We start from the raw sequence: 19,631 nt of genomic DNA, 5'->3' as shown, positions 1-19,631 counted from the left end.
GGCGTTGCGTCGGCCCCGGCCGCCGGCGTCGCATCGGCGCCGGTCTCAGCGCCGCAGCCCGTCTACCGCGCGGCGCCGCCGGACGCCACGCTGCGTGCCGTGCTGGCGCGCTGGTCGGATCTGGCGGGCTGGACCTTCCAGCCGCAGCACTGGGCCGTGGACGTGGACATTCCCTTGTCGGCAACGGCCGAATTCTCCGGCGACTTCAAGTCGGCCGTGCGCGAACTGCTGGGCGCCACGGAACTCGCCGAAAGGCCCCTGCAGCCATGCTTCTACGGCAACCGGGTCCTGCGCGTGGTGCCATTGGCACAGTCCTGCACGCGCATGGCTGCGCCAGGAGGGGCCGCGACATGATGCGCAAACTGTTCTTGAGTGCGGCGGCCTGCGGAGTATTGGGCGGCTGCGCGGTGTCGCAGCAGGTTGCGGACCAGCGCCGCGCGGCGAACGCGCGTCAAGCCCAGGTGGCCGCCAGCCATCAGGCCTTCACCGAAGGATTGTCGGATCGCGCCAAGCGCGTCGCGGCCCAGGATGTCGCCATGCCTTGGCTTGCCGGCAAACCGCAGCCGCTGGCGCGAGAAGTGGCGCTGCCGCCCGCATTGCGCGAGAACCTGCGGACAACCTTGATACTGGCCGACGACGCCGATCTGCCGATGCTGGCCCAGCGCCTGAGCGCCGCCACCGGCATTGCAGTGCGAGTGCGCCCCGACGCCTTGCTGCCGCTGGAGTTGTTCCTGCCCCGGCTGGCCGTCAATGGCGCATTGTCCGTGCCGGCCCCCGCCAGCCTGGAGATCCGCGCGGGCGCGCAGCCGCTGGCCGACTTGCTCGACACGCTGGCCGCGCGCTTCTCGGTGCATTGGCGCTACGAGCACAACGCGCTCGAGTTCTACCGCACCGAGACTCGCGTGTTTGATTTGCGCGCGCTGTCGCTGAGCAGCAAAGTGGACGTGCGCCTGGGCCGCGAAGGCAGCCCCGAGGGCGAAGGCTTCGAGAGCACGTCCAATACCTCCCTATCGGCGGGACAGCATGACGCGATGGCCGTCCTGCGCGCCAACATCGTGCCGTTCCTCACACGTTCCGGCGTGGTCGCCGAAGCGGTCGAGGGCTCCACTTCGATTGTCGTCACGGATACGCCCGAAGCGCTCGAGCGCGTCGCCCGCTACCTCGAGCGCGAGAACAAGGCGCTGACCCGTCGGGTGCGGCTGGTGTTCGAGGAAATCACGGTCGTTGCCAACGACGCCGTTTCGGGCGGCATCGACTGGAACATCGTCTACGCCGCGGCGGGAGCGGCGGCGCGGTTGGCGGTGCCTGGCGCCGGATCGGGCGGGGGCAGCCTGGAGGCTTCTGCGGCCCGGGGGCCATACCAAGGCTCTCAGGCCATCATCTCCGCGCTCAGCACCATGGGCGCGGTCGTGCGGCACAACAAGGTGCCCATCCTGACCCTGAATCGTCGTCCAGTTACGCATGCGGTAAGAACGACATTCAGCTACATCGACCGGGTGCAGAGCACTGCGGTCCCAGGCACCACGGCGGGGGGCGCCAACGGTACGCTGCCCGCGGTATCCATCAGCCAAAAGGAAGAAACAGTAGGTTCGTTCCTGACGCTGTTGCCGGACATCCAGGAGGACGGCCAGATCCTGTTGTCGCTGGCCTACGACAACGCGGTTGCCCAGCCCTTGAAGACCATCACGTTCGGCGAGCGCGGCAACCAGGTGCAGGTCCAGCAGGTCACGATCGACGGCAACGGCACGGTGCAGCAGGTCGAGCTGCGCCCCGGCCAGCCCATCATCGTTTCCGGTTTCGACCGCGGCCAGGAACAGCATGACCGCCAACGGCTTGCGCCGAGTCTGCCGCTCATTACTGGCGGCCTGGACAGCGCCGCCTCGGAACGCACGACGACCCTGGTACTGGTAACCGCCCAGGTCGAGGAAGGGTACTAGGCATGGAACGCGTCCCTCCCACCTTGTTGCTTGAGGTTCCAGATACTGGCCGCAGCCTGGCATTCGGCCTGCGCTGGTTCGCCCTGATCGGCTCCAACATTCCCGCGCTGGCCCGTTCGCGCGGGCGCCGCCTGCGGGCCAGCCACTATGTCGTGGGCGGGGCGCCGGCCATGGTGGCCGGCTATGGCCGCGTGCGCTCATCGTGGCGCAGCGGTCCGCGGGCGGGGCGGCGCAGGCAGGGGCACATCCAGGCTGCCGCGCAGTTGTACGCCTTGTTGTATCCGGACGGAGGCCATAGCCTGATCAGCCTGCCGGGCGGCGGGCATTGGCTGGTGGCGGCGCAGCGCGGCACCGTGCTGTCGCAGGCGGACAGGGTATACGCCACGCTCGACGAAGCCTTGCGTGAACAGGCGTTGTTGTGCGCCCGGCGCCCCGCGTTGCAGGCGCGGGACGCCGAGGAGGCCTGGGCCTTGCTGATGCAGGCGGCGGACCCGGCCGCGCAGTTGGTCATCTTGTCCTCGCGCTGGGCTGAACTGCCGCTCGCGTTCCGCTTGTTCCCGGCCTGCGTCGCGCTTGCCGCTGTCGCTCCGCCCATATGGGACGCTCTGCCCGCGCTGAGACCGGACCGCGCATCGCCCGATTCGGCCGCTGCGCAGGACCTCCCGTCGCCGCGGGATCCGCATCTGACCCTGCTGCAAAACACTGTGGCCCACGCTCCTGCCGAAGTTGCACGCTTGCTGGACGGCGTCGGCAAGCTGCCCATACAGGTGCGCGGTTGGGCGCTGAGCCGCGCGCGCTGCCTTGCCGGGGAGCAGGCGTGGAACTGCTCCGCGGTCTATATCAGGGCGCACCCGCAGGCGGCCAACGATGTGCTGCACGCGCTGCGGCCCGCAGGCTGGCAGGTGACATTCCAGCCGCTGGAAGAAGCCACGCTGTCATGGCGCATGGCGTCCTCGCCGGTGATGCTGGCGGACCTGGCGCTGCCCTCATCGCTGCAGGTCGATACCGGGCTGATCGCTGCGCTGCAACGCATGCGGGCGGCGTTTACGTCGGTGATCCTCGCGGCCGCGTTGCCGCTGCCGTTGCCCGTGCAGTCTCAACCCGTCGCGGGTCAAATCGACGCCCCGATGCCGTTGCAACCTGCCATTCGCAGTCGCGCCATCACCTTGCGGGGGCCGCTGCGTTCCTTCGCGCTTCTGGACGGTGCCGTCGCGGCGGCCAGATGGTCCCGCCTGTCGCTGGACATCCAGGCGCAACCCCGGCCCACATTGGTTTCCAGCACGCTGGTAGCCGAACTACAGGGAGAACTTTATGAACAGGAATAGGGGCGCCGCCACGCGCCCGAATCCCGCGGCAGGATTCATCGGGCGTCTGCTCTTGTCGGCCGCCTTGGTTCCGGCCGCTCATGGCCAACCGTCACCGCAAAGCGCCGACGAACCGCGGCCCTGGCCAGAGACGGAAACCGTGCGCGCCTTGCTGCGCGCGGATGCTGCGGCCGCCCTGGCGGACTGCCGCGTCCCCGGCCTGTGCCGTCCCGGACCCGAGTCCGTGGCGCTGGCGACGCCGCCCGCCAGGGCATCGGACGATATCCGGGTGATGGCGATCTTCGGCCTCGCGCGCCGCTTGAGCGCCGATATCGCCGTCAATGGCGCCGTGCTCCGCTACCAGGCGGGCAGGGGCGAACCCGTCGCGGGAGCTGTCGATGGCCGCGCCTATCAGCTGCTGGCCATCGACGACAGTTGCGTAAGGCTGCGCCGCGGCGATACCGAACGCACCGCCTGCGTCGATGCGGGCAGGGGACGGCCATGACTGTGCATGCCTTGCCGTCCGTCGCGGCGCATCGCGCGGTGGCGCTTTCCACGGCGGCGGCTTGGGAGCCGCCTCAGCTTCAAACAGCCGACGACATCGCCCGTCTGCAGCCCGCGTTCGCGCGTGCGCTGGGGCGCGATTTCGACCTTGCGGCGCTCGCGGGCAGGCTGTGCCCCGTGTTGCTCGAAAACGGCGAGGTCGCCGTGTTCGCGGTCAAGGACTACACGGAGGGCGACCAGATCGAAGAGGTCGAGCGCATGGTGCGGGCGCGCGGCTACCGGCTGGCGCAAGTGTCGCGCTATCAGTTGCCCGCGCCGCTGCTGCTGATGATCGCACGCGGTCAGCTGGCGGAGCCAGCGTGCGCCGGGCGCGGCAAGGAGCGGCAGGAAGAGCGCGCCTCGGCCCTCGCCGCAATGTTCCTGGATATCGTGCGCTGGGGCGTGGCGCAAGGAGCGAGCGACGTGCACATCAACGTCAACCGGCGGCGCGCTGCCTGCGAGATCCGCTACACCATCGGTGGGGAATACGTCAGTACGGAACGCTTTGCGGGCCTGTCCAATGCGACGCTGCTGGAGGTCCTGGCGGTGGCCTGGATGGATGTCAGGGGAGGCAACGGCGCGGTGTTCGACCCTGCGCTGGAGCAGCAAGGGCGCATCGGGCTGGACATTGATGGCGTGCCTATCGTGCTGCGCTGGGCCTCGTTGGCCGCCGATGCCGGACCCTCGGTCTGCTTGCGCATCTTGCGGCTGGACGCGACCGCCAACGCCGATCTCCTCGCGTTGGGCTATCTGCCCACGCAGGTCGAAACGCTGGCGCGGGCGCGCGAACGCGAGGGCGGGGCCATCGTGCTGGCGGGCGTGGTTGGCTCCGGCAAGTCAACCACCATCGCGACGCTGATGCGGGGCATCGCGCCCACGCGCAAGGCCATCACGCTGGAAGATCCGGTCGAATACGTCATCGACAACGCCTTGCAGAATACCCTGGGAGGCGCTCTGGCCGAATCCGCCTGGCCCGCGTTCGACGCCAAGCTCAAGACCATCAAGCGCTCGGCGATGAACGATCTGCTGATCGGAGAGATCCGGGACGCCGATACCGGCCGTGCGTTCATGGATCTGGCCGGCTCGGGCGTCAGCCTGTACACCACCACCCACGCCGCGGGCGCCGTGCTGATACCCGAACGCCTGGCGTCGGATTCGATCGGCGTGTCGCGCGATTTTCTGGCTACGCCAGGCATCCTCAAGTTGCTGGTCTACCAGACCTTGCTGCCGCGCTTGTGCAGCCATTGCTCGCTGCCCGTGGACAGTCTGTGGTCCAGATCCGCCGGGAGCGGTAAACGTCCCGAATGGCAGGCATGGTTGAAACGGCTGCAGCATGAGTTCCTGCTGGATCCTGACGCGCTCCGGGTCAGGAATGCCGCAGGTTGCAGCGCTTGCAGGCGCCCGCAATTGCCTGAGTTGAACGGCATCGCAGGCCGTAGCGTGGCGGCGGAAATGCTCGAGCCCGAGCGCGTCGACGGCTTTCTTGAGCGGGTGCGTACGCGCGATAACGTGGGGCTCAAGCGCCAGGCCGAGGCTGCCGGGCCCACCGCCTGGCGCAGCGAGGCCGCGCGCGGCGCGCTAGCGCGGGACTGCGCCCTGTACAAGGTCAGCCGTGGCGAGGTCGATCCCCGCGTGCTGCTGCGCCGCTTCGACTTTCCAGCAGTCTTGCCTGCGCAGAGCGCTGGACCCGGCGGGGGCGGCCATGGCTGAGCCGCTGTTGGCGCGACCCTTCCTCGGCCTGCCTTCGGGTCGCACGCTGTCGCTGCGCCTGGACGCGCTGCGCTTTCGTGCGGGGCGAGCGGACTACTACGAGTATCTGGCCGACCTGGTCGAAGGAACGCAGGGCCGTAAGAATTTGCGCGACGTCTTCGAGGACGATGCGCGCCGTCATGGCGAGGATACCGTGCGCGGCCGGCTGTCGAGGCATTGGGCGGGCATGTATCTGGAGGCCGGCGGCGATCTGGGCGTGGCCTGGACGGACACGCTGCCGTCCAGTGAATGCGTGCTGCTCAGCTGCGTGCAGGAAGAAGGCGGCGATCTGTCCGCCGCGTTGCGGGACGTGGCAAGGGCTGTACGGCTGGCGTCGGATGCGTGGCTGGCGCTGGTCTCGGCCGCGGCGGCGGGCCTTGCGGCGGCAGCCGTCGCATTCGCCTTGCTGTGCGCCATTCCTTTTTTCAGCGTGCCGCGCTTGCAGCAGGTGTTCCAGGCCGTGCCGGCGGAGGAGTACGGCCGCATGACCCGCGCGCTGTTCGCGCTGTCCCAAGGCCTGAGGCAATGGCTGGCCCTGTGGCTGGTGCTGTTGTTGGGCCTGGCCTTGCTGTGCCTGTGGTCGCTGCCGCGCTACACGGGCGCTGCGCGGTCGCGGCTGGACCGCTGGCTGCTCTGGAGGCTCTACCGCGATTTCCACGCCATCCGCTTTCTTGCGTTGCTGGCCGTGCTGGTCAGGCAGCACGGCGCGGCCGACACCCGTCTCAGGCGAGCCCTGGCCGTGCAGGCCCGGGATACGGTTCCCTGGATGCATGCGCATCTGCTGGACATGCTGGGACGGATAGACGGCGGCCAGACGGGGCCGGAGATTTTCGGCACGGGGCTGCTGGACGCGGATACCTGGTGGTACATGGCCGACATGATGGACGCTCTGGGCATGGAGGCCGGGCTTGCGCAGGTGCGGCTGCGCGTCGAGTCGCGCCTGCTGGCGCGGGTGCGTCGTCAAGCGTCGGTGTTGCGCTGGGCATTGCTGCTCACGTCCGTGGCCGGCGTGCTGGGCATCACGCTCTGGCATTACGCCGTGATCGACGAACTGCGCCAGGCGTTGACCAATTTCTATGCAAGCCAATAGGGGCTGCATCAGGCATGCGGCGCTTATCCGCCTGCGTGCTTTTTTCACGAGGAGAGCAAGCATGCACCAAGTCCACGCAATCCCATTACGCGCCAAGCGGCAGCGGGGCTTTTCATTGATGGAGGTGTCCATCGTCACCGCCATCGTCCTGTTGATCGCGATCGTTGGCATTCCGGCCATTGGCGCCTATGTCGTGGAGAACAAGGTTCCCAAAGTGGGCGAGGAATTGCAGCGTTTCATCGCCAGCATGAAGACCAATGCGCAAGGCGGCGGGGTCACGCCCTATGCCGGTCTGGACACGGGCGCCATGGCCAATGCGCTGCGGGAATCCAGCGTCCTGGCCGTCGACGGGACAGGGGGCGCGGCGCGCATTGCCCATGGCTTGGGCGGCAGCGGCGTCGGAGGCAATGGGGTGGTCGAGGTCGCCGCCGCCTCGTTCGGCAGCGCGGGGCAGGGTTCCGCATTCTCCATCAAGCTGACCAACGTCAGCCAGGCAGCATGCCCGTCGCTCGCCTCGGTGCTGCAGCGGATGTCCGAGACCATCTCGATAGGCGGCGGGGGAGGCGGCCTCCGGGTCGTGAAGGACGCGTTCGCGACGCCCAGCGTGCCCTACCGCGCGGCCTTGGCTCAGGCCCAATGCAGCCCGGGCGACGTCAACACCTTTGTGTTCCTCGCAAAATGAGCCGGCTCGCGCGTATCCCGGCTGCTCGATCGCAGCGTGTCACCGTGCGGTTGCGACAACGCGGCTTTTCGTTGCCGGGCTTGGTGGTGGCGCTGGCCTTGAGCGCCATGGCGGCCATCTGGGCCTCAGGCCAGGTGGTGCAGCGGATCGAGGATGCCGCTGCCCGTGCCGCCGGCGTATGGCTGACGCAGATCCGCCTGGCGGTAACGGCGGTGCTGGCGCGGCACTCCACCATCCTCGCCCAAGGAGACGTGCCCCGCAGCGAACAGGGGAGTCCGCTGTTCGCGGATCCACTGGCGCCCACCGTGGGTGAATTGCGCGGACTGGGGCTGTTGCCCGCCGATTTTCCCGACCGTTCCGCCCTGGGCTTCTCGGCTCAGATCCGGATCGCGCGCTCGCAGGCGTGCCCTGGCGAACCTTGCCGGATGGACGGACTGGTCTACAGCGCCACGCCTCTGATCAAAACGGGGACGCAAACGCCGGATCTGACCGCCATCGCCGCCGTGATCGATGCCGCTGGCGGCTACGCCGGGGCGGTGTGGCCGGCGACGCCGGGTCTGGTGCGCGGCGCGGCATTCAGTTTCGCCAATCCCCTGGCGTCCGGCGGGCCGGCCTATGCGCCGGGCACGCTCGCCCTGTGGGCGGGAGCCGGGACCGGCGGGCCGGATCTGGAGCGCTATGTCCGGATACGGGATACGCGCGATCCGCAGCTGCAGGGTGAACTGAGCGTTGCATCCTCGGCGCAGGTCGGCTCCTATCTGACGGTCGGCGCTCGCGCCAGCGTGGGGCAGTCATGTGGCGTCTCGTCCGGCACCATAGCCACCTCGGCACAGGGGGAACTGCTGACCTGCCAGTCCCAGGTCTGGGCGCCGGCAAGCGGCGGCTTCGGCGGGGCGTTCAGCCTCAATTTCCCGTTTGGTTGCAACCGTTCCACAGTGAATCCCCGCACCGGCGCTTGCTCCTGCCCTGGCGGCTATACGCCCGTGGCAGTTTCCGGGCGGGACGACTGGAACGAGGCGATGGGCCGGACCACAGGTTACGTCTGCGTGCGCTGAGGCTGCCGTGCGGCCTCTTTTCCTGGGATGCCCGCCAACCCTCTATAATCAAAAATTCGCCTAAATTCTGCTTCGCCCACGATGAAATCCTCCGAGATTCGCCAGCAGTTTCTGCAATTCTTCAAGTCCAAGGGACACACCATTGTTCCCTCGTCGTCGCTCGTCCCCGGCAACGACCCGACCTTGCTCTTCACCAATTCGGGCATGGTCCAGTTCAAGGACGTCTTCACGGGCAAGGAATCGCGGTCCTATACGCGCGCCACGTCGTCGCAGCGCAGCGTGCGCGCCGGCGGCAAGCACAATGACCTGGAGAACGTGGGCTACACCGCCCGCCACCATACGTTCTTCGAAATGCTGGGCAATTTCAGCTTCGGCGACTACTTCAAGCGCGACGCCATCCAGTACGCCTGGGAGCTGTTGACCCAGGTCTACAAGCTGCCCGCCGAGAAGCTCTGGGTCACCGTCTACCAGGAAGACGACGAAGCCTACGACATCTGGGCCAAGGAAGTCGGCGTGCCGACCGAGCGCATCATCCGCATCGGCGACAACAAGGGCGCGCGCTACGCCTCGGACAACTTCTGGCAGATGGCGGACACCGGTCCTTGCGGCCCGTGCTCGGAAATCTTCTATGACCACGGTCCTGAAATCTGGGGCGGCCCCCCGGGATCGCCCGAGGAAGACGGCGACCGCTACATCGAGATCTGGAACCTGGTTTTCATGCAGTTCGAACGCGATGCCGCCGGCAATATGCCGCGCCTGCCGCGTCCCTGTGTTGATACCGGCATGGGCCTGGAACGCATCGCCGCCGTGCTGCAAGGCGTGCATTCCAACTACGAAATCGATCTGTTCCAGCACTTGATCGCCGCCGCTGCGCGCGAAACCGGCATCAAGAACCTGGAAGACAATTCGCTCAAGGTCATCGCCGACCACATCCGCGCCTGCTCGTTCCTGATCGTCGACGGCGTGATTCCCAGCAACGAAGGCCGCGGCTATGTGCTGCGCCGCATCGTCCGCCGCGCGCTGCGCCACGGCTACAAGCTGGGCCAGACCAAGCCGTTCTTCCATCGCCTGGTGCCGGACCTGGTCGCCGAAATGGGCGAGGCCTATCCGGAACTGGCGGCCACGGCCGACCGCGTCGCCCAGGTGCTCAAGCAGGAAGAAGAGCGCTTCGGCGAAACGCTGGAACACGGCATGCGCATCCTCGATTCGGCCCTGGCCAACGTGCCCAAGGGCGGTCAGCTGGACGGCACGACCCTGTTCACGCTGTATGACACCTACGGCTTCCCGGTGGACCTGACGGCCGACATCTGCCGTGAACGCGAAGTGGATGTGGACATGGCCGGCTTCGAGGTCGCCATGGAGCGCCAGCGCGACCAGGCGCGCGCCGCCGGCAAGTTCAAGATGGCCGAAGGCTTGAGCTACGAAGGCGCGGACACGCGCTTCGAAGGCTACGAAAAGCTCGAGCTGGATGGCGTCAAGGTCACGGCCCTGTACGTCGACGGCACGCAGGTGCAGCAGGTCAAGGCGGGCCAGAGCGCGGTCGTCGTGCTGGACGCCACGCCGTTCTACGCGGAGTCGGGTGGGCAGGTTGGGGACACCGGCCTGCTGGAAGCCGACGGCGTGCGTTTCGCCGTGGCCGACACCCTGAAGATCCAGGCCGGCGTTTTCGGCCATCACGGCGAGCTGGAGTCCGGCACGCTGTCCGTGGGCGATACGCTGCTTGCCCGCGTGGACGCCGTCCGCCGCGCCCGCACCGTGCGCAACCACTCGGCCACCCATCTGATGCACAAGGCGCTGCGCCAGGTGCTGGGCGCGCACGTGCAGCAGCGCGGTTCGCTGGTGGATCCGGACAAGACCCGCTTCGACTTCGCCCAGGACGCCCCGCTGACGGCCGAGCAGATCGCGCGCGTCGAAGCCATCGTCAACGCCGAGATCCTGGCCAACCAGCCTACCGTGGCGCAGGTCATGGGCTATGACGACGCGGTCAAGGGCGGCGCCATGGCGCTGTTCGGCGAAAAATACGGCGACACCGTCCGCGTGCTCGATATCGGCTTCTCGCGCGAACTCTGCGGTGGCACGCACGTCAGCCGCACGGGCGACATCGGCCTGTTCAAGATCGTGTCCGAAGGCGGCGTGGCCGCGGGCGTGCGCCGCGTCGAAGCCATCACCGGCGACAACGCGCTGGCCTGGGTGCAGAACCAGAATGCCTTGCTGACCCAGGTTGCCGGCATGCTGCGTAGCACGCCGGCGGATCTGCCGGCGCGCATCGCGCAGGTGCAGGAACAGGTCAAGAGCCTTGAAAAGGATCTGGAACAGTCGCGCAACAAGCTTGCCGCCAGCGCCGGCAACGACCTGGCGACCAGCGCCGCGGTTGAGGTCAAGGGCATCAAGGTCCTGGCTGCCAGCATCGGCGATGTGGACCCCAAGGCCTTGCGCGGCATGGTCGACAACCTCAAGGACCGCCTGAAGCCCGCGGTCGTGCTGCTGGCCACGGGTTCGGCCGACGGCAAGATCAGCGTGGTGGGCGGCGTCACCGCCGACCTGACCGGCCGTGTCAAGGCGGGCGACCTGGTTGGTTTCGTGGCGGCCCAGGTGGGCGGCAAGGGTGGCGGCCGTCCGGACATGGCCATGGGCGGCGGCACCGACCTGGCGGCCTTGCCCGCGGCGATCGCCAGCGTGCAGAAATGGGTGGACGAGCGTCTGTGATGAGCGGCGCGGATACCAGTCTTGATGGCGGCGCGCAGGCGCCGTCCTTCGAGCAGGAAGTCGATGCCAGCGGCTTGACCTGCCCGCTGCCCATCCTGCGCGCCAAGAAGGCCTTGGCGCAGATGGCCAGCGGCGAAGTGCTGCGCGTCATCACCACGGATCGCAACGCAATCCGCGACTTCCAGGCCTTTGCTCGCCAGACGGGCAATGCGCTGGTCGCACAACAGGAGGTCGACGGCCGCGGAGTGCATTTCCTGCGGCGGCGCTGACCGTAGCCAGCAGTACTCCCCATGCGAAAGGCCCGCCGCAAGGCGGGCCTTTCGCATGGGGAGAGTGCCGATTACTTGCGGATGGCGGCGGCGACAGCCCGGGTGATCGTGAAGTCCACCAGATCGCCTTCCTTCAATTGCTGCAGGCGCGCCTGCAAGGCGGGATCCTGGACCTGGATGGTGCGCATGCCCCCTTGCGGTCCCTTCAATGTCACCAGGTTGGCGCTCTTGTTGATGTGCCAGATTTCGGCGGTGATGGTGGTCTGACGCCCGGCTGCGCCGCCGGGCATGGCTCCCTTGGCGTTGCGGGTTGCCGCGGTTTCGGTCTTCACTTCCGGAATGCCGGACCCGGCCGGGCGGACGTCCACAGCCACCGACTCGTAGTAGTCGAGGGTCAGCGTGTCGCCAGGCTTGATCTGCTGGAAGTTGCGGACATTGGGGCCAGCCTGGATGTCCACGCTATTGCCGTTTTCGCCTTGCAGCGTGATGGTCCGGGTGGCCGGATCCACTGCGGTGACCTTGCCGGAGGCGGTCGTCAGGGCGGCGCCCACGACTCGGGCCGAGGCGGCAAGCGGCATGGCCAACGCACCCGCCAGCAAGCCCGCCAGGGCCAGGCGCGCAACAGGGGGGAAGACTGATTTCTGGTTCTTCATGGTGGTGCACCCTCCGGTTAGAGGAAGTTGGGGAAAAAACGCCGAAAAAATGGGGGAGCAGGTGGCCGAAAGGCCGCCCTCAGGGGGATGGTTTGAAGCCGGTGCGGTGGCGGCGCCGTGGACAGGCGGCAGGGAAGATCAAAGCGCGGGGTCTTGCGTAGGTCGACATAAAACCGATCTCCTCAATCGGGTTATTTCTTCACACGCACTGAGTTCTGACGCACTAAGACAAGCAAGAGAGGGGCAGGGCGGCTACACTTCGAACTGCGGCGCGGGCCCCGGCCCGTGTTTGTAGAATACCCGGATGTGGTGTTTTAGGATACAAATCGCGCCGCTACGCACAATTCAGCACTGCCATTTGCCAGCCGGCCTGTTTAAGTGCTAGAATTTCCCGTTTTTCACAACTAATTCAAGGGATTACCTATGGTGGTGATTCGCCTGGCCCGCGGTGGGTCCAAGAAGCGTCCGTTTTACAACCTGGTGGCCACCGATTCGCGTAACCGTCGCGACGGCCGTTTCATCGAGCGCGTGGGTTTCTACAACCCCGTAGCCAGCGAAGGCACGGAAGCCCTGCGCATTGCGCTGGATCGCGTGCAGCACTGGACCAGCAACGGCGCCCAACTGTCGCCCGCTGTCGAGCGTCTGGTCAAAGAATACTCGGCCAAGGTTTCCGCCGCGGCTTAATTGCCCGCGTCGCAGACCAAGCCCTGAGCTTTACCGCGCTTTAAAAGCTGCCATTCATAGCTGCTTCATAGTTACCAAGAGCACGATACATGCCTGATGCCGCAACCTCCAACGCGGCGCCGACGGATTTGATCGAGCTGGGCCGCATCAGTGCAGCCTACGGTGTGAAAGGCTGGGTCAAAGTGCAGCCGCATTCGGCCAATGCCGAAGTGCTGCTCTCAGCATCTCAATGGTGGTTGACTCGCCCTGTGCCTGAATTGGCGCGGGGCGTTGTCGCGTCTGCGCCTGTCGCATACAAGGTCGTGCAAGTCCGTTCGCAAGGGGCCACCGTGGTGGCCCAGTTGGCGGGCATTGCGGATCGCGATCAGGCCGAAGCCCTGCGCGGTTGTTCCGTGCAGGCGCCGCGGGGATCCTTCCCTGCGCCAGAGGAAGACGAATACTACTGGGTCGATCTCATCGGTTGCGCGCTGTACACCAGCGCCGACGGTGAGCCTGCGCTCTTGGGCGTGGTCGACGAGGTTCTCGACAACGGCGCTCATGCCGTGCTGAGGGTCTTGCGCCAGAAGGCTGGGGCTGAAGGCCCCGAGCCCGTCCTGAACGCCAAGGGCCGGCCCGCCGAAATGCTTGTTCCGTTCGTGCGCGCGCACATACACGCCGTCGATCTGTCAGCTCGCCGCATAGACAGCGACTGGCCGGCGGATATTTGATGCGTATAGACGTCGTTACGCTCTTTCCCGAAATGTTCGGGGTAGTGCGGGACCTGGGTGTCACCGGCCGGGCGCATGCCCAGGGCCGGTGGTCCCTGCATGCCTGGAATCCCCGTGATTTCACGCACGACGTGCACCGTACCGTGGACGACCGCCCCTACGGCGGCGGCCCCGGCATGGTGATGATGGCGGGGCCTCTGGAAGCCGCCGTCAACGCCGCCCAGGACGCGCGCGCCGCGCTAGGCCTGGGTCGCGCCCCTGTCGCGCTGCTGGCTCCGGTCGGCCGGCGCTACGATCAGGCGGGCGCCGAATCCCTGGCGGCAAGCGAGGGGCTCATCCTCATTTGCGGCCGCTACGAAGGCGTGGACCAGCGCTTCATTGCGCGCTGCGTCACGCAGGAAATCTCGCTGGGCGATTTCGTGCTGTCTGGCGGAGAGATCGCCGCGCTCGCCGTGATCGACGCCGCCGTGCGGCTGTTGCCCGGCGTGCTCAACGATGGCGAGTCCGCGCTGCAGGATTCGTTCAACGACGCCTTGTCTGGCCTGCTGGACAGTCCGCACTACACGCGCCCCGAAGTTTACGAAGGCGAGCCCGTGCCCGGGCCCTTGCTTAGCGGGCATCACGCGAACATCGCCCGCTGGCGGCGTGAGCGTTCGCTGGAGTTGACCGCGGCGCGGCGTCCTGAATTGATCGAGGCTGCTCGCGCAAAAGGGGCGCTCACCCTGGCCGACGAGCGTTATCTGGCCGAGCTGGCGGGCAAGCCGCTGCCGGAACCAGCCAAGCGGCGCCGGCCATCCCGGCCCAAGCCGCCCGCGACTTCCTGACGCTTCTTTTTCGGATGAAATAAAAAACCCCGGAACAATGTTCCGGGGTTTTTTGTTCCCAGTGCTGGGATGGGGCTTAGTTGCCCAGCTTGGCGCGCTGTTCACGCACCTTGTCCAGGGTTTCGCCGAACTGCGCCATGCGCGCCTTTTCCTGTTCGACCACGGCCGCCGGCGCACGTTCGACGAAGCTGGCGTTCGACAGCTTGCCGTTGGCCTTGGCGATTTCGCCTTCCAGGCGCGCGATTTCCTTGTCCAGGCGCACGCGTTCCGCTGCTACGTCGATTTCGACGTGCAACATCAGGCGGCTGCCGCCCACGACCTGGACCGGCGCGCCGGCGTCGGGCAGGGCGTCGAGCACCTCGACCTGGCTCAGTTTGGCCAGCGCGGCCAGGTATGGCGCGTTGCGGGTGAGGGTGGGGGCATCGCCCTGCGCGCACAGCGGCACCTTCTGGGCGGGCGACAGGTTCATTTCGCCGCGCAGCGCACGCACGGCTTCGACCTGCGCCTTCAGTTCGGCCACGTCGGCTTCGGCGGCGGTGTCGATCGCGGCGGGGTTGGCCTGCGGGTAGGGCTGGACGCTGACGCTGTCGGCGACGCCTTCCTTGCGCTTGCCGGCCACCAGCGACACCTTTTGCCAGAGCTCTTCCGTGATGAACGGAATGATCGGGTGCGCCAGGCGCAGCACGCCTTCCAGGACGCGGATCAGCGTGCGGCGCGTGCCCAGTTGCTGGGCCGGCGTGCCGGTCTGGATCTGGACCTTGGCCAGTTCCAGATACCAGTCGCAGTACTCGTCCCACACGTAGCGGTAAAGCGAATTGGCGATGTTGTCGAAGCGGTAGTCGGCAAAGCCGCGCGCCACGTCGGCTTCCAGCGCCTGCAGCTGGCTGACGATCCAGCGGTCCACAAAGGATGTTTCGCCGGTTTCCGGGCCAGTCAGGTCGTGGCCTTCGGTGTTCATCAGCACGAAGCGCGTGGCGTTCCACAGCTTGTTGCAGAAGTTGCGGTAGCCCTCGCAGCGCTTCAGGTCGAAGTTGATGTTGCGACCCAGCGTGGCGTAAGCCGCCATGGTGAAGCGCAGCGCGTCGGTGCCGAAGGCCGGGATGCCGTCCGGATACTGGCGGCGGGTGGCCTTCTCGATGGCGCCGGCCTGCTTCGGATTCATCAGGCCGTAGGTGCGCTTGACCACCAGGCCGTCCAGGTCGATGCCGTCGATCAGGTCGACCGGATCCAGCGTGTTGCCCTTGGATTTGCTCATCTTCTGGCCGTCCGCGTCGCGGATCAGGCCGTGCACGTAGACGTGCTTGAACGGGATGTGGCCGGTCAGGTGGGTGGTCAGCATCACCATGCGCGCCACCCAGAAGAAGATGATGTCAAAGCCCGTGACCAGCACGCTGGACGGCAGGTAACGCTGCAGGTCCGGCGTGTTTTCCGGCCAGCCCAGCGTGGTGAAGGGAACCAGGCCCGACGAGAACCAGGTGTCCAGCACGTCCGGGTCGCGCTTGAGCTCGCCAGTCACGCCGGCCGCGCGGGCCTGCGCCGTGGCTTCGGCTTCGTCGTGCGCGACGAAGACCTGGCCGTCTTCCGAGTACCAGGCCGGAATCTGGTGGCCCCACCAGAGCTGGCGCGAAATGCACCAGTCCTGGATGTTGTTGAGCCACTGGTTGTAGATGGTGGTCCAGTTGTCCGGATAGAACTGGATGCGGCCGTCGGCCACGACTTCCAGTGCAACCTCGGTAATGCTCTTGCCCGGATTCAGCGTGCCTTCGGGGGCGGGCTTGCTCATCGCCACGAACCACTGGTCCGTCAGCATCGGCTCCAGCACGACGCCGGTGCGGTCGCCCTTGGGCTGCATCATCTTATGCGCCTCGACCTTGACCAGATAGCCTTCGGCTTCCAGTTGCGCGACCACGGCCTTGCGGGCCACGTAGCGCTCCATGCCCTGGAACTGCGCGGGGCCGTTCTCGTTGATGTGGGCATCCAGCGTGAAGATCACGATCATGGGCAGATCGTGGCGCAGCGCGCAGGCGTAGTCGTTGAAGTCGTGGGCGCCAGTGATCTTCACGCAGCCCGTGCCGAACTCGGGGTCGACGAAATCATCGGCGATGATGGGAATGTTGCGGTCGCACAGCGGCAGTTCGACAAGCTTGCCGACCAGGTGCTTGTAGCGCGGGTCTTCGGGGTGCACGCACAGCGCGCCGTCGGCCAGCATGGTCTCCGGGCGGGTGGTCGCGATGGTCAGGCCGCGCAGCGTGACGGTCTGGCCGTCCTTGTCGACGATGGTTTGCGGACCATCGACGAAGGGGTAAAGGATGTGCCACATGTGGCCGTCGGTTTCCTCGGAAACCACTTCCAGGTCGGATACGGCCGTCAGCAGCTTCGGATCCCAGTTGACCAGGCGCTTGCCGCGGTAGATCAGTCCCTGTTTATGCAGGCGCACGAAGGTTTCCACCACGCCGCGCGACATGCGGTCGTCCATGGTGAAGTACTCGCGCGGCCAGTCGGCCGAAGCGCCCAGGCGGCGGACCTGGCTGGTGATCGCGTTGCCGGATTTTTCCTTCCATTCCCACACTTTTTCCACGAATTTCTCGCGGCCGAGGTCGTGGCGGGAAACCTTCTCGGCGTCCAGCTGTCTTTCAACCACGATCTGCGTGGCGATGCCGGCGTGGTCGGTGCCGGGGATGAATACGGTGTCGTCGCCCAGCATGCGGTGGTAGCGCACCAGGCCGTCCATGATGGTCTGGTTGAAGGCGTGGCCCATGTGCAGGGTGCCCGTCACGTTGGGCGGCGGGAACTGGATGACGTAGGGCTGGCTTTCGGTCCCCGTTTTTACATGCTGGCCCGCCTGGAAGTACCCACGCTTGTCCCACTCGGCGTACCAGCGGGATTCCAGCGCGGAGGGTTCGAAGCTCTTGGAGAGTTCCTGGGTATCGCTCGCGGCGTTCGCGGCGTTCGGGGGAGCAGCTTGAGTCATTGCAGGGTTCCGGCAAACAGGGGCGCCCGGGCTAGGGACGCGGGCGGCAAACCGCACATTTTAAGATGTAATGCGGTCTTCTCAGCGTGTTAGAATACCGGGTTACTGTAAACCTTTTAGAAGTCCCTGAATTCATTGAGGATTCCGGGTGAGTCCGACAGGTAGGCAGTGTCGAATCCCTGCCTTGGACCAGTGGTTCGGGACGGCCCGAAACATGCATTCGTTTCGGACCGTCCCGTGCGCCAACAGCGCGATGACGCTTCAAGGGTGACACCGACAAGCGCAGATCCACGCCAGGCAATTCACAGAAACCAAGTCAGAAATCAGTTTTTGGAGTTCTTATGTCCATTCAACGCACCCTCTCGATCATCAAGCCCGACGCCGTCGCCAAGAACGTCATCGGCCAGATCGTCGGCCGTTTCGAACAAGCCGGCCTGAAGGTCATCGCCGCCCGCCTGGCCCAGCTGTCGCGCGCCGACGCCGAGCGTTTCTACGCCGTGCACAAGGAACGCCCCTTCTTCAAGGACCTGGTCGACTTCATGATCTCCGGCCCGGTGTTCGTGCAAGTGCTGGAAGGTGAAGACGCCATCCTGAAGAACCGCGACCTGATGGGCGCCACCGACCCCAAGAAGGCGGCTCCTGGCACCATCCGCGCCGACTTCGCCGACAGCATCGACGCCAACGCCGTGCACGGCTCGGACGCTCCGGAAACGGCCGCTGTCGAAGTCGCTTTCTTCTTCCCCGAAATCAACATCCACAGCCGTTGATTCTCGCGGAACATCTGTTCTAGCTTTTGAGTTTTACCCAGGTCATGGAATCCGTCGAACGAATCAATCTGCTGGGGCTTGACGGCTCCGCCCTGTCCGAACTGGTCGGAAAGTGGGGCGGCAAGCCGTTTCGGGCCCGCCAGTTGCAGCGCTGGATGCACCAGCGCGGCGCCGATTCGTTCGACGCCATGACCGACCTGGCCCGCGAATTCCGCGGCCAGCTTGCGCAGCATTGCCGCATCGAGGCTTTGCCCGTCAACATCGAGCAGCGCTCGACCGACGGCACCCGCAAGTGGCTGTTCGACGTGGGACAGGGCAATGCCATCGAGACTGTCTTCATTCCCGAGGACGACCGCGGCACGCTATGCATTTCCAGCCAGGCCGGATGCGTGGTGAACTGCCGCTTCTGCTCGACCGGGCACCAAGGCTTCAACCGCAACCTGAAGACCAGCGAGATCATCGGCCAGCTGTGGTGGGCCAAGCGCGTGCTGGAGGCCGACATCGGCACCGCCCGCCTGGAAAGCGCCCGCGCCACCGAGGACACCCGCGTCATCAGCAACGTGGTCATGATGGGCATGGGCGAACCCCTGCTCAACTACGACCAGGTCCTGCCCGCCTTGCGCCTGATGCTGGACGACAACGCCTATGGCCTGTCGCGCCGCCGCGTCACCGTATCCACCTCCGGCGTGGTCCCCATGATGGACCGCCTGTCGCAGGACTGTCCCGTGGCCCTGGCCGTGTCCCTGCATGCGCCGAACGATGCGCTGCGCGACGAGCTGGTGCCGCTGAACAAGAAATATCCGCTGAAGGAGTTGCTGGCGGCCTGCGAACGTTATCTGGCGTTCGCCCCGCGCGACTTCATCACTTTTGAATACTGCATGCTGGACGGCATCAACGATACCGACCAGCACGCCAAGGAACTGATCCAAATTGCACGCCAGCTGCGCTGCAAGCTCAATCTGATCCCGTTCAATCCCTTTCCCGAGTCCGGCCTGAAGCGCTCGAACTCGGCGCGGGTGAAGGTGTTTGCGCAGCGTCTGATGGACGCCGGCATCATCACCACCGTCCGCAAGACCCGGGGTGACGATATCGATGCGGCCTGTGGCCAACTGGCCGGAGAAGTGCGCGACCGTACCCGGATCACCGAACGGAACGCCGCACAGCGCCAGACCATACCAATTAAACAGGTGCACGCATGACGCAGGATTTCGCTTCGGCAGTTTCAGAAACGCCCGCAGGCGCTGCGGGAGGCATCGGCTCGGCATTGCGCGCGCTGCGCCAGTCCAAGGGCTGGTCGCTCGACGAAGTGTCCAGCCGCATCAAGTTTTCCACGAAGCAGATCGAAGCCCTGGAAAACGAGCAGTGGGCCAACCTGCCCACCGGCGTTTCGCTGCGCGGCCTGGTACGCAACTATGCGCGTCTGCTGGGCGCGGACTCGCAAACCATCGTCGATTCGCTCGACCCCAAGGCGCGCGTCACCGGCCCGGTGAAGCTCAGCCCGGGCGCGCTGCATTCGGCGCATTCCATTCCCCAGTCCGGCGCCGACGACGACCGTTCGTCCTCGACCTCCTGGGGCTGGCTCATTGCCATCGTGCTGGTGCTGGCCGCCGGCGTGGCGTATGCCTTCTGGCAAGGCTGGCTGCCGCAGCACTGGCTGCCGTCGGACTGGCTGCCGAAGTCGACCAAGTAA

General features: G+C 66.3%; 18 protein-coding genes. 16 read left to right on the top strand and 2 right to left on the bottom strand.

What is annotated here, in order from left to right; genetic code table 11:
• The 10 genes from IB268_RS30505 to IB268_RS30460 form a co-directional block, all read left to right on the top strand.
• The coding region (locus IB268_RS30505; protein WP_192355292.1) for a toxin co-regulated pilus biosynthesis Q family protein at positions 1–354 on the top strand (354 nt) is incomplete at its 5' end.
• Positions 351–1,937 (top strand): type II secretion system protein GspD, encoded by a 1,587-nt coding sequence (locus tag IB268_RS30500; protein ID WP_119450754.1) that lies wholly within the window; start codon positions 351–353, stop codon positions 1,935–1,937. The genes IB268_RS30505 and IB268_RS30500, both read left to right, overlap by 4 nt.
• 2 nt (positions 1,938–1,939) lie before the next feature.
• Positions 1,940–3,262 (top strand): hypothetical protein, encoded by a 1,323-nt coding sequence (locus tag IB268_RS30495; protein WP_225591537.1) that lies wholly within the window; start codon positions 1,940–1,942, stop codon positions 3,260–3,262.
• Entirely contained in the window at positions 3,249–3,746 is a 498-nt protein-coding gene (locus IB268_RS30490) for a hypothetical protein (RefSeq protein WP_054458686.1), read from the top strand. The genes IB268_RS30495 and IB268_RS30490 overlap by 14 nt, the downstream gene beginning before the upstream one ends.
• A complete protein-coding gene (locus tag IB268_RS30485) occupies positions 3,743–5,494 on the top strand; it encodes an ATPase, T2SS/T4P/T4SS family (RefSeq protein ID WP_192355291.1) in 1,752 nt (583 codons plus the stop codon). The genes IB268_RS30490 and IB268_RS30485 overlap by 4 nt, the downstream gene beginning before the upstream one ends.
• Positions 5,487–6,623, top strand: a complete 1,137-nt coding sequence (locus IB268_RS30480; protein ID WP_054458682.1) for a hypothetical protein — start codon at positions 5,487–5,489, stop codon at positions 6,621–6,623. The genes IB268_RS30485 and IB268_RS30480 overlap by 8 nt, the downstream gene beginning before the upstream one ends.
• Positions 6,624–6,684: 61 nt before the next feature.
• Positions 6,685–7,305, top strand: coding sequence for a type 4 pilus major pilin (locus IB268_RS30475; protein WP_054458681.1), 621 nt, complete (start codon positions 6,685–6,687; stop codon positions 7,303–7,305).
• Positions 7,306–7,349: 44 nt separating this feature from the next.
• Positions 7,350–8,360, top strand: coding sequence for a prepilin (locus tag IB268_RS30470; RefSeq protein ID WP_370540045.1), 1,011 nt, complete (start codon positions 7,350–7,352; stop codon positions 8,358–8,360).
• A gap of 81 nt (positions 8,361–8,441) precedes the next feature.
• The gene (gene alaS, locus IB268_RS30465; protein WP_054458677.1) at positions 8,442–11,066 is read left to right on the top strand and encodes an alanine--tRNA ligase; all 2,625 of its coding nucleotides are present in this window, start codon (positions 8,442–8,444) and stop codon (positions 11,064–11,066) included.
• Complete coding sequence (locus tag IB268_RS30460) at positions 11,066–11,335, top strand: sulfurtransferase TusA family protein (RefSeq protein ID WP_119450750.1); 270 nt, start codon at positions 11,066–11,068, stop codon at positions 11,333–11,335. The genes alaS and IB268_RS30460 overlap by 1 nt, the downstream gene beginning before the upstream one ends.
• A 71-nt stretch (positions 11,336–11,406) precedes the next feature.
• On the opposite strand, the gene IB268_RS30455 is transcribed toward IB268_RS30460, so the two are convergent.
• Positions 11,407–11,988 carry a hypothetical protein gene (locus IB268_RS30455; protein ID WP_192355289.1) on the bottom strand — a complete coding sequence of 194 codons (582 nt, stop codon included), beginning with the start codon at positions 11,986–11,988 and terminating at the stop codon, positions 11,407–11,409.
• Between the two features lie 423 nt (positions 11,989–12,411).
• Between IB268_RS30455 and rpsP the strand changes: the two genes are divergently transcribed.
• The 3 genes from rpsP to trmD all read left to right on the top strand — a co-directional run bounded on the left by rpsP (position 12,412) and on the right by trmD (position 14,203).
• On the top strand, positions 12,412–12,672 hold the full coding sequence (gene rpsP, locus IB268_RS30450) for a 30S ribosomal protein S16 (protein ID WP_054458672.1): 261 nt from the start codon (positions 12,412–12,414) through the stop codon (positions 12,670–12,672).
• An 89-nt stretch (positions 12,673–12,761) separates the two neighbouring features.
• A complete protein-coding gene (rimM, locus tag IB268_RS30445; RefSeq protein WP_054458671.1) occupies positions 12,762–13,379 on the top strand; it encodes a ribosome maturation factor RimM in 618 nt (205 codons plus the stop codon).
• Complete coding sequence (gene trmD, locus IB268_RS30440) at positions 13,379–14,203, top strand: tRNA (guanosine(37)-N1)-methyltransferase TrmD (protein WP_192355288.1); 825 nt, start codon at positions 13,379–13,381, stop codon at positions 14,201–14,203. Before rimM ends, trmD begins: the two co-directional genes overlap by 1 nt.
• A gap of 76 nt (positions 14,204–14,279) precedes the next feature.
• On the opposite strand, the gene IB268_RS30435 is transcribed toward trmD, so the two are convergent.
• A complete protein-coding gene (locus tag IB268_RS30435) occupies positions 14,280–17,174 on the bottom strand; it encodes a valine--tRNA ligase (protein WP_054458667.1) in 2,895 nt (964 codons plus the stop codon).
• Between the two features lie 341 nt (positions 17,175–17,515).
• Between IB268_RS30435 and ndk the strand changes: the two genes are divergently transcribed.
• Genes ndk through IB268_RS30420 form a run of 3 tightly spaced genes read left to right on the top strand, consistent with a single transcriptional unit; the run spans position 17,516 to position 19,631 of the window.
• Positions 17,516–17,941, top strand: coding sequence for a nucleoside-diphosphate kinase (gene ndk, locus IB268_RS30430; RefSeq protein ID WP_006393972.1), 426 nt, complete (start codon positions 17,516–17,518; stop codon positions 17,939–17,941).
• A 44-nt stretch (positions 17,942–17,985) separates the two neighbouring features.
• Positions 17,986–19,140 carry a 23S rRNA (adenine(2503)-C(2))-methyltransferase RlmN gene (rlmN, locus tag IB268_RS30425; RefSeq protein ID WP_054458665.1) on the top strand — a complete coding sequence of 385 codons (1,155 nt, stop codon included), beginning with the start codon at positions 17,986–17,988 and terminating at the stop codon, positions 19,138–19,140.
• A complete protein-coding gene (locus tag IB268_RS30420) occupies positions 19,137–19,631 on the top strand; it encodes a helix-turn-helix transcriptional regulator (protein ID WP_054458663.1) in 495 nt (164 codons plus the stop codon). The genes rlmN and IB268_RS30420 overlap by 4 nt, the downstream gene beginning before the upstream one ends.

The sequence above is a fragment of the Achromobacter sp. ACM01 genome, assembly GCF_014851745.1.
Taxonomy (GTDB): domain Bacteria; phylum Pseudomonadota; class Gammaproteobacteria; order Burkholderiales; family Burkholderiaceae_B; genus Achromobacter; species Achromobacter aegrifaciens.
This window is presented reverse-complemented; position numbering and strand designations above follow the sequence as displayed.

What these genes read in the sequence shown, in the direction of transcription:
- IB268_RS30500 (WP_119450754.1), top strand. Translation starts at nt 351, where the DNA reads ATGATGCGCAAACTGTTCTTGAGTGCGGCGGCCTGCGGAGTATTGGGC.
- IB268_RS30495 (WP_225591537.1), top strand. Translation starts at nt 1,940, where the DNA reads ATGGAACGCGTCCCTCCCACCTTGTTGCTTGAGGTTCCAGATACTGGC.
- IB268_RS30490 (WP_054458686.1), top strand. Translation starts at nt 3,249, where the DNA reads ATGAACAGGAATAGGGGCGCCGCCACGCGCCCGAATCCCGCGGCAGGA.
- IB268_RS30485 (WP_192355291.1), top strand. Translation starts at nt 3,743, where the DNA reads ATGACTGTGCATGCCTTGCCGTCCGTCGCGGCGCATCGCGCGGTGGCG.
- IB268_RS30480 (WP_054458682.1), top strand. Translation starts at nt 5,487, where the DNA reads ATGGCTGAGCCGCTGTTGGCGCGACCCTTCCTCGGCCTGCCTTCGGGT.
- IB268_RS30475 (WP_054458681.1), top strand. Translation starts at nt 6,685, where the DNA reads ATGCACCAAGTCCACGCAATCCCATTACGCGCCAAGCGGCAGCGGGGC.
- alaS (WP_054458677.1), top strand. Translation starts at nt 8,442, where the DNA reads ATGAAATCCTCCGAGATTCGCCAGCAGTTTCTGCAATTCTTCAAGTCC.
- IB268_RS30460 (WP_119450750.1), top strand. Translation starts at nt 11,066, where the DNA reads ATGAGCGGCGCGGATACCAGTCTTGATGGCGGCGCGCAGGCGCCGTCC.
- IB268_RS30455 (WP_192355289.1), bottom strand. Translation starts at nt 11,988, where the DNA reads ATGAAGAACCAGAAATCAGTCTTCCCCCCTGTTGCGCGCCTGGCCCTG.
- rpsP (WP_054458672.1), top strand. Translation starts at nt 12,412, where the DNA reads ATGGTGGTGATTCGCCTGGCCCGCGGTGGGTCCAAGAAGCGTCCGTTT.
- rimM (WP_054458671.1), top strand. Translation starts at nt 12,762, where the DNA reads ATGCCTGATGCCGCAACCTCCAACGCGGCGCCGACGGATTTGATCGAG.
- trmD (WP_192355288.1), top strand. Translation starts at nt 13,379, where the DNA reads ATGCGTATAGACGTCGTTACGCTCTTTCCCGAAATGTTCGGGGTAGTG.
- IB268_RS30435 (WP_054458667.1), bottom strand. Translation starts at nt 17,174, where the DNA reads ATGACTCAAGCTGCTCCCCCGAACGCCGCGAACGCCGCGAGCGATACC.
- ndk (WP_006393972.1), top strand. Translation starts at nt 17,516, where the DNA reads ATGTCCATTCAACGCACCCTCTCGATCATCAAGCCCGACGCCGTCGCC.
- rlmN (WP_054458665.1), top strand. Translation starts at nt 17,986, where the DNA reads ATGGAATCCGTCGAACGAATCAATCTGCTGGGGCTTGACGGCTCCGCC.
- IB268_RS30420 (WP_054458663.1), top strand. Translation starts at nt 19,137, where the DNA reads ATGACGCAGGATTTCGCTTCGGCAGTTTCAGAAACGCCCGCAGGCGCT.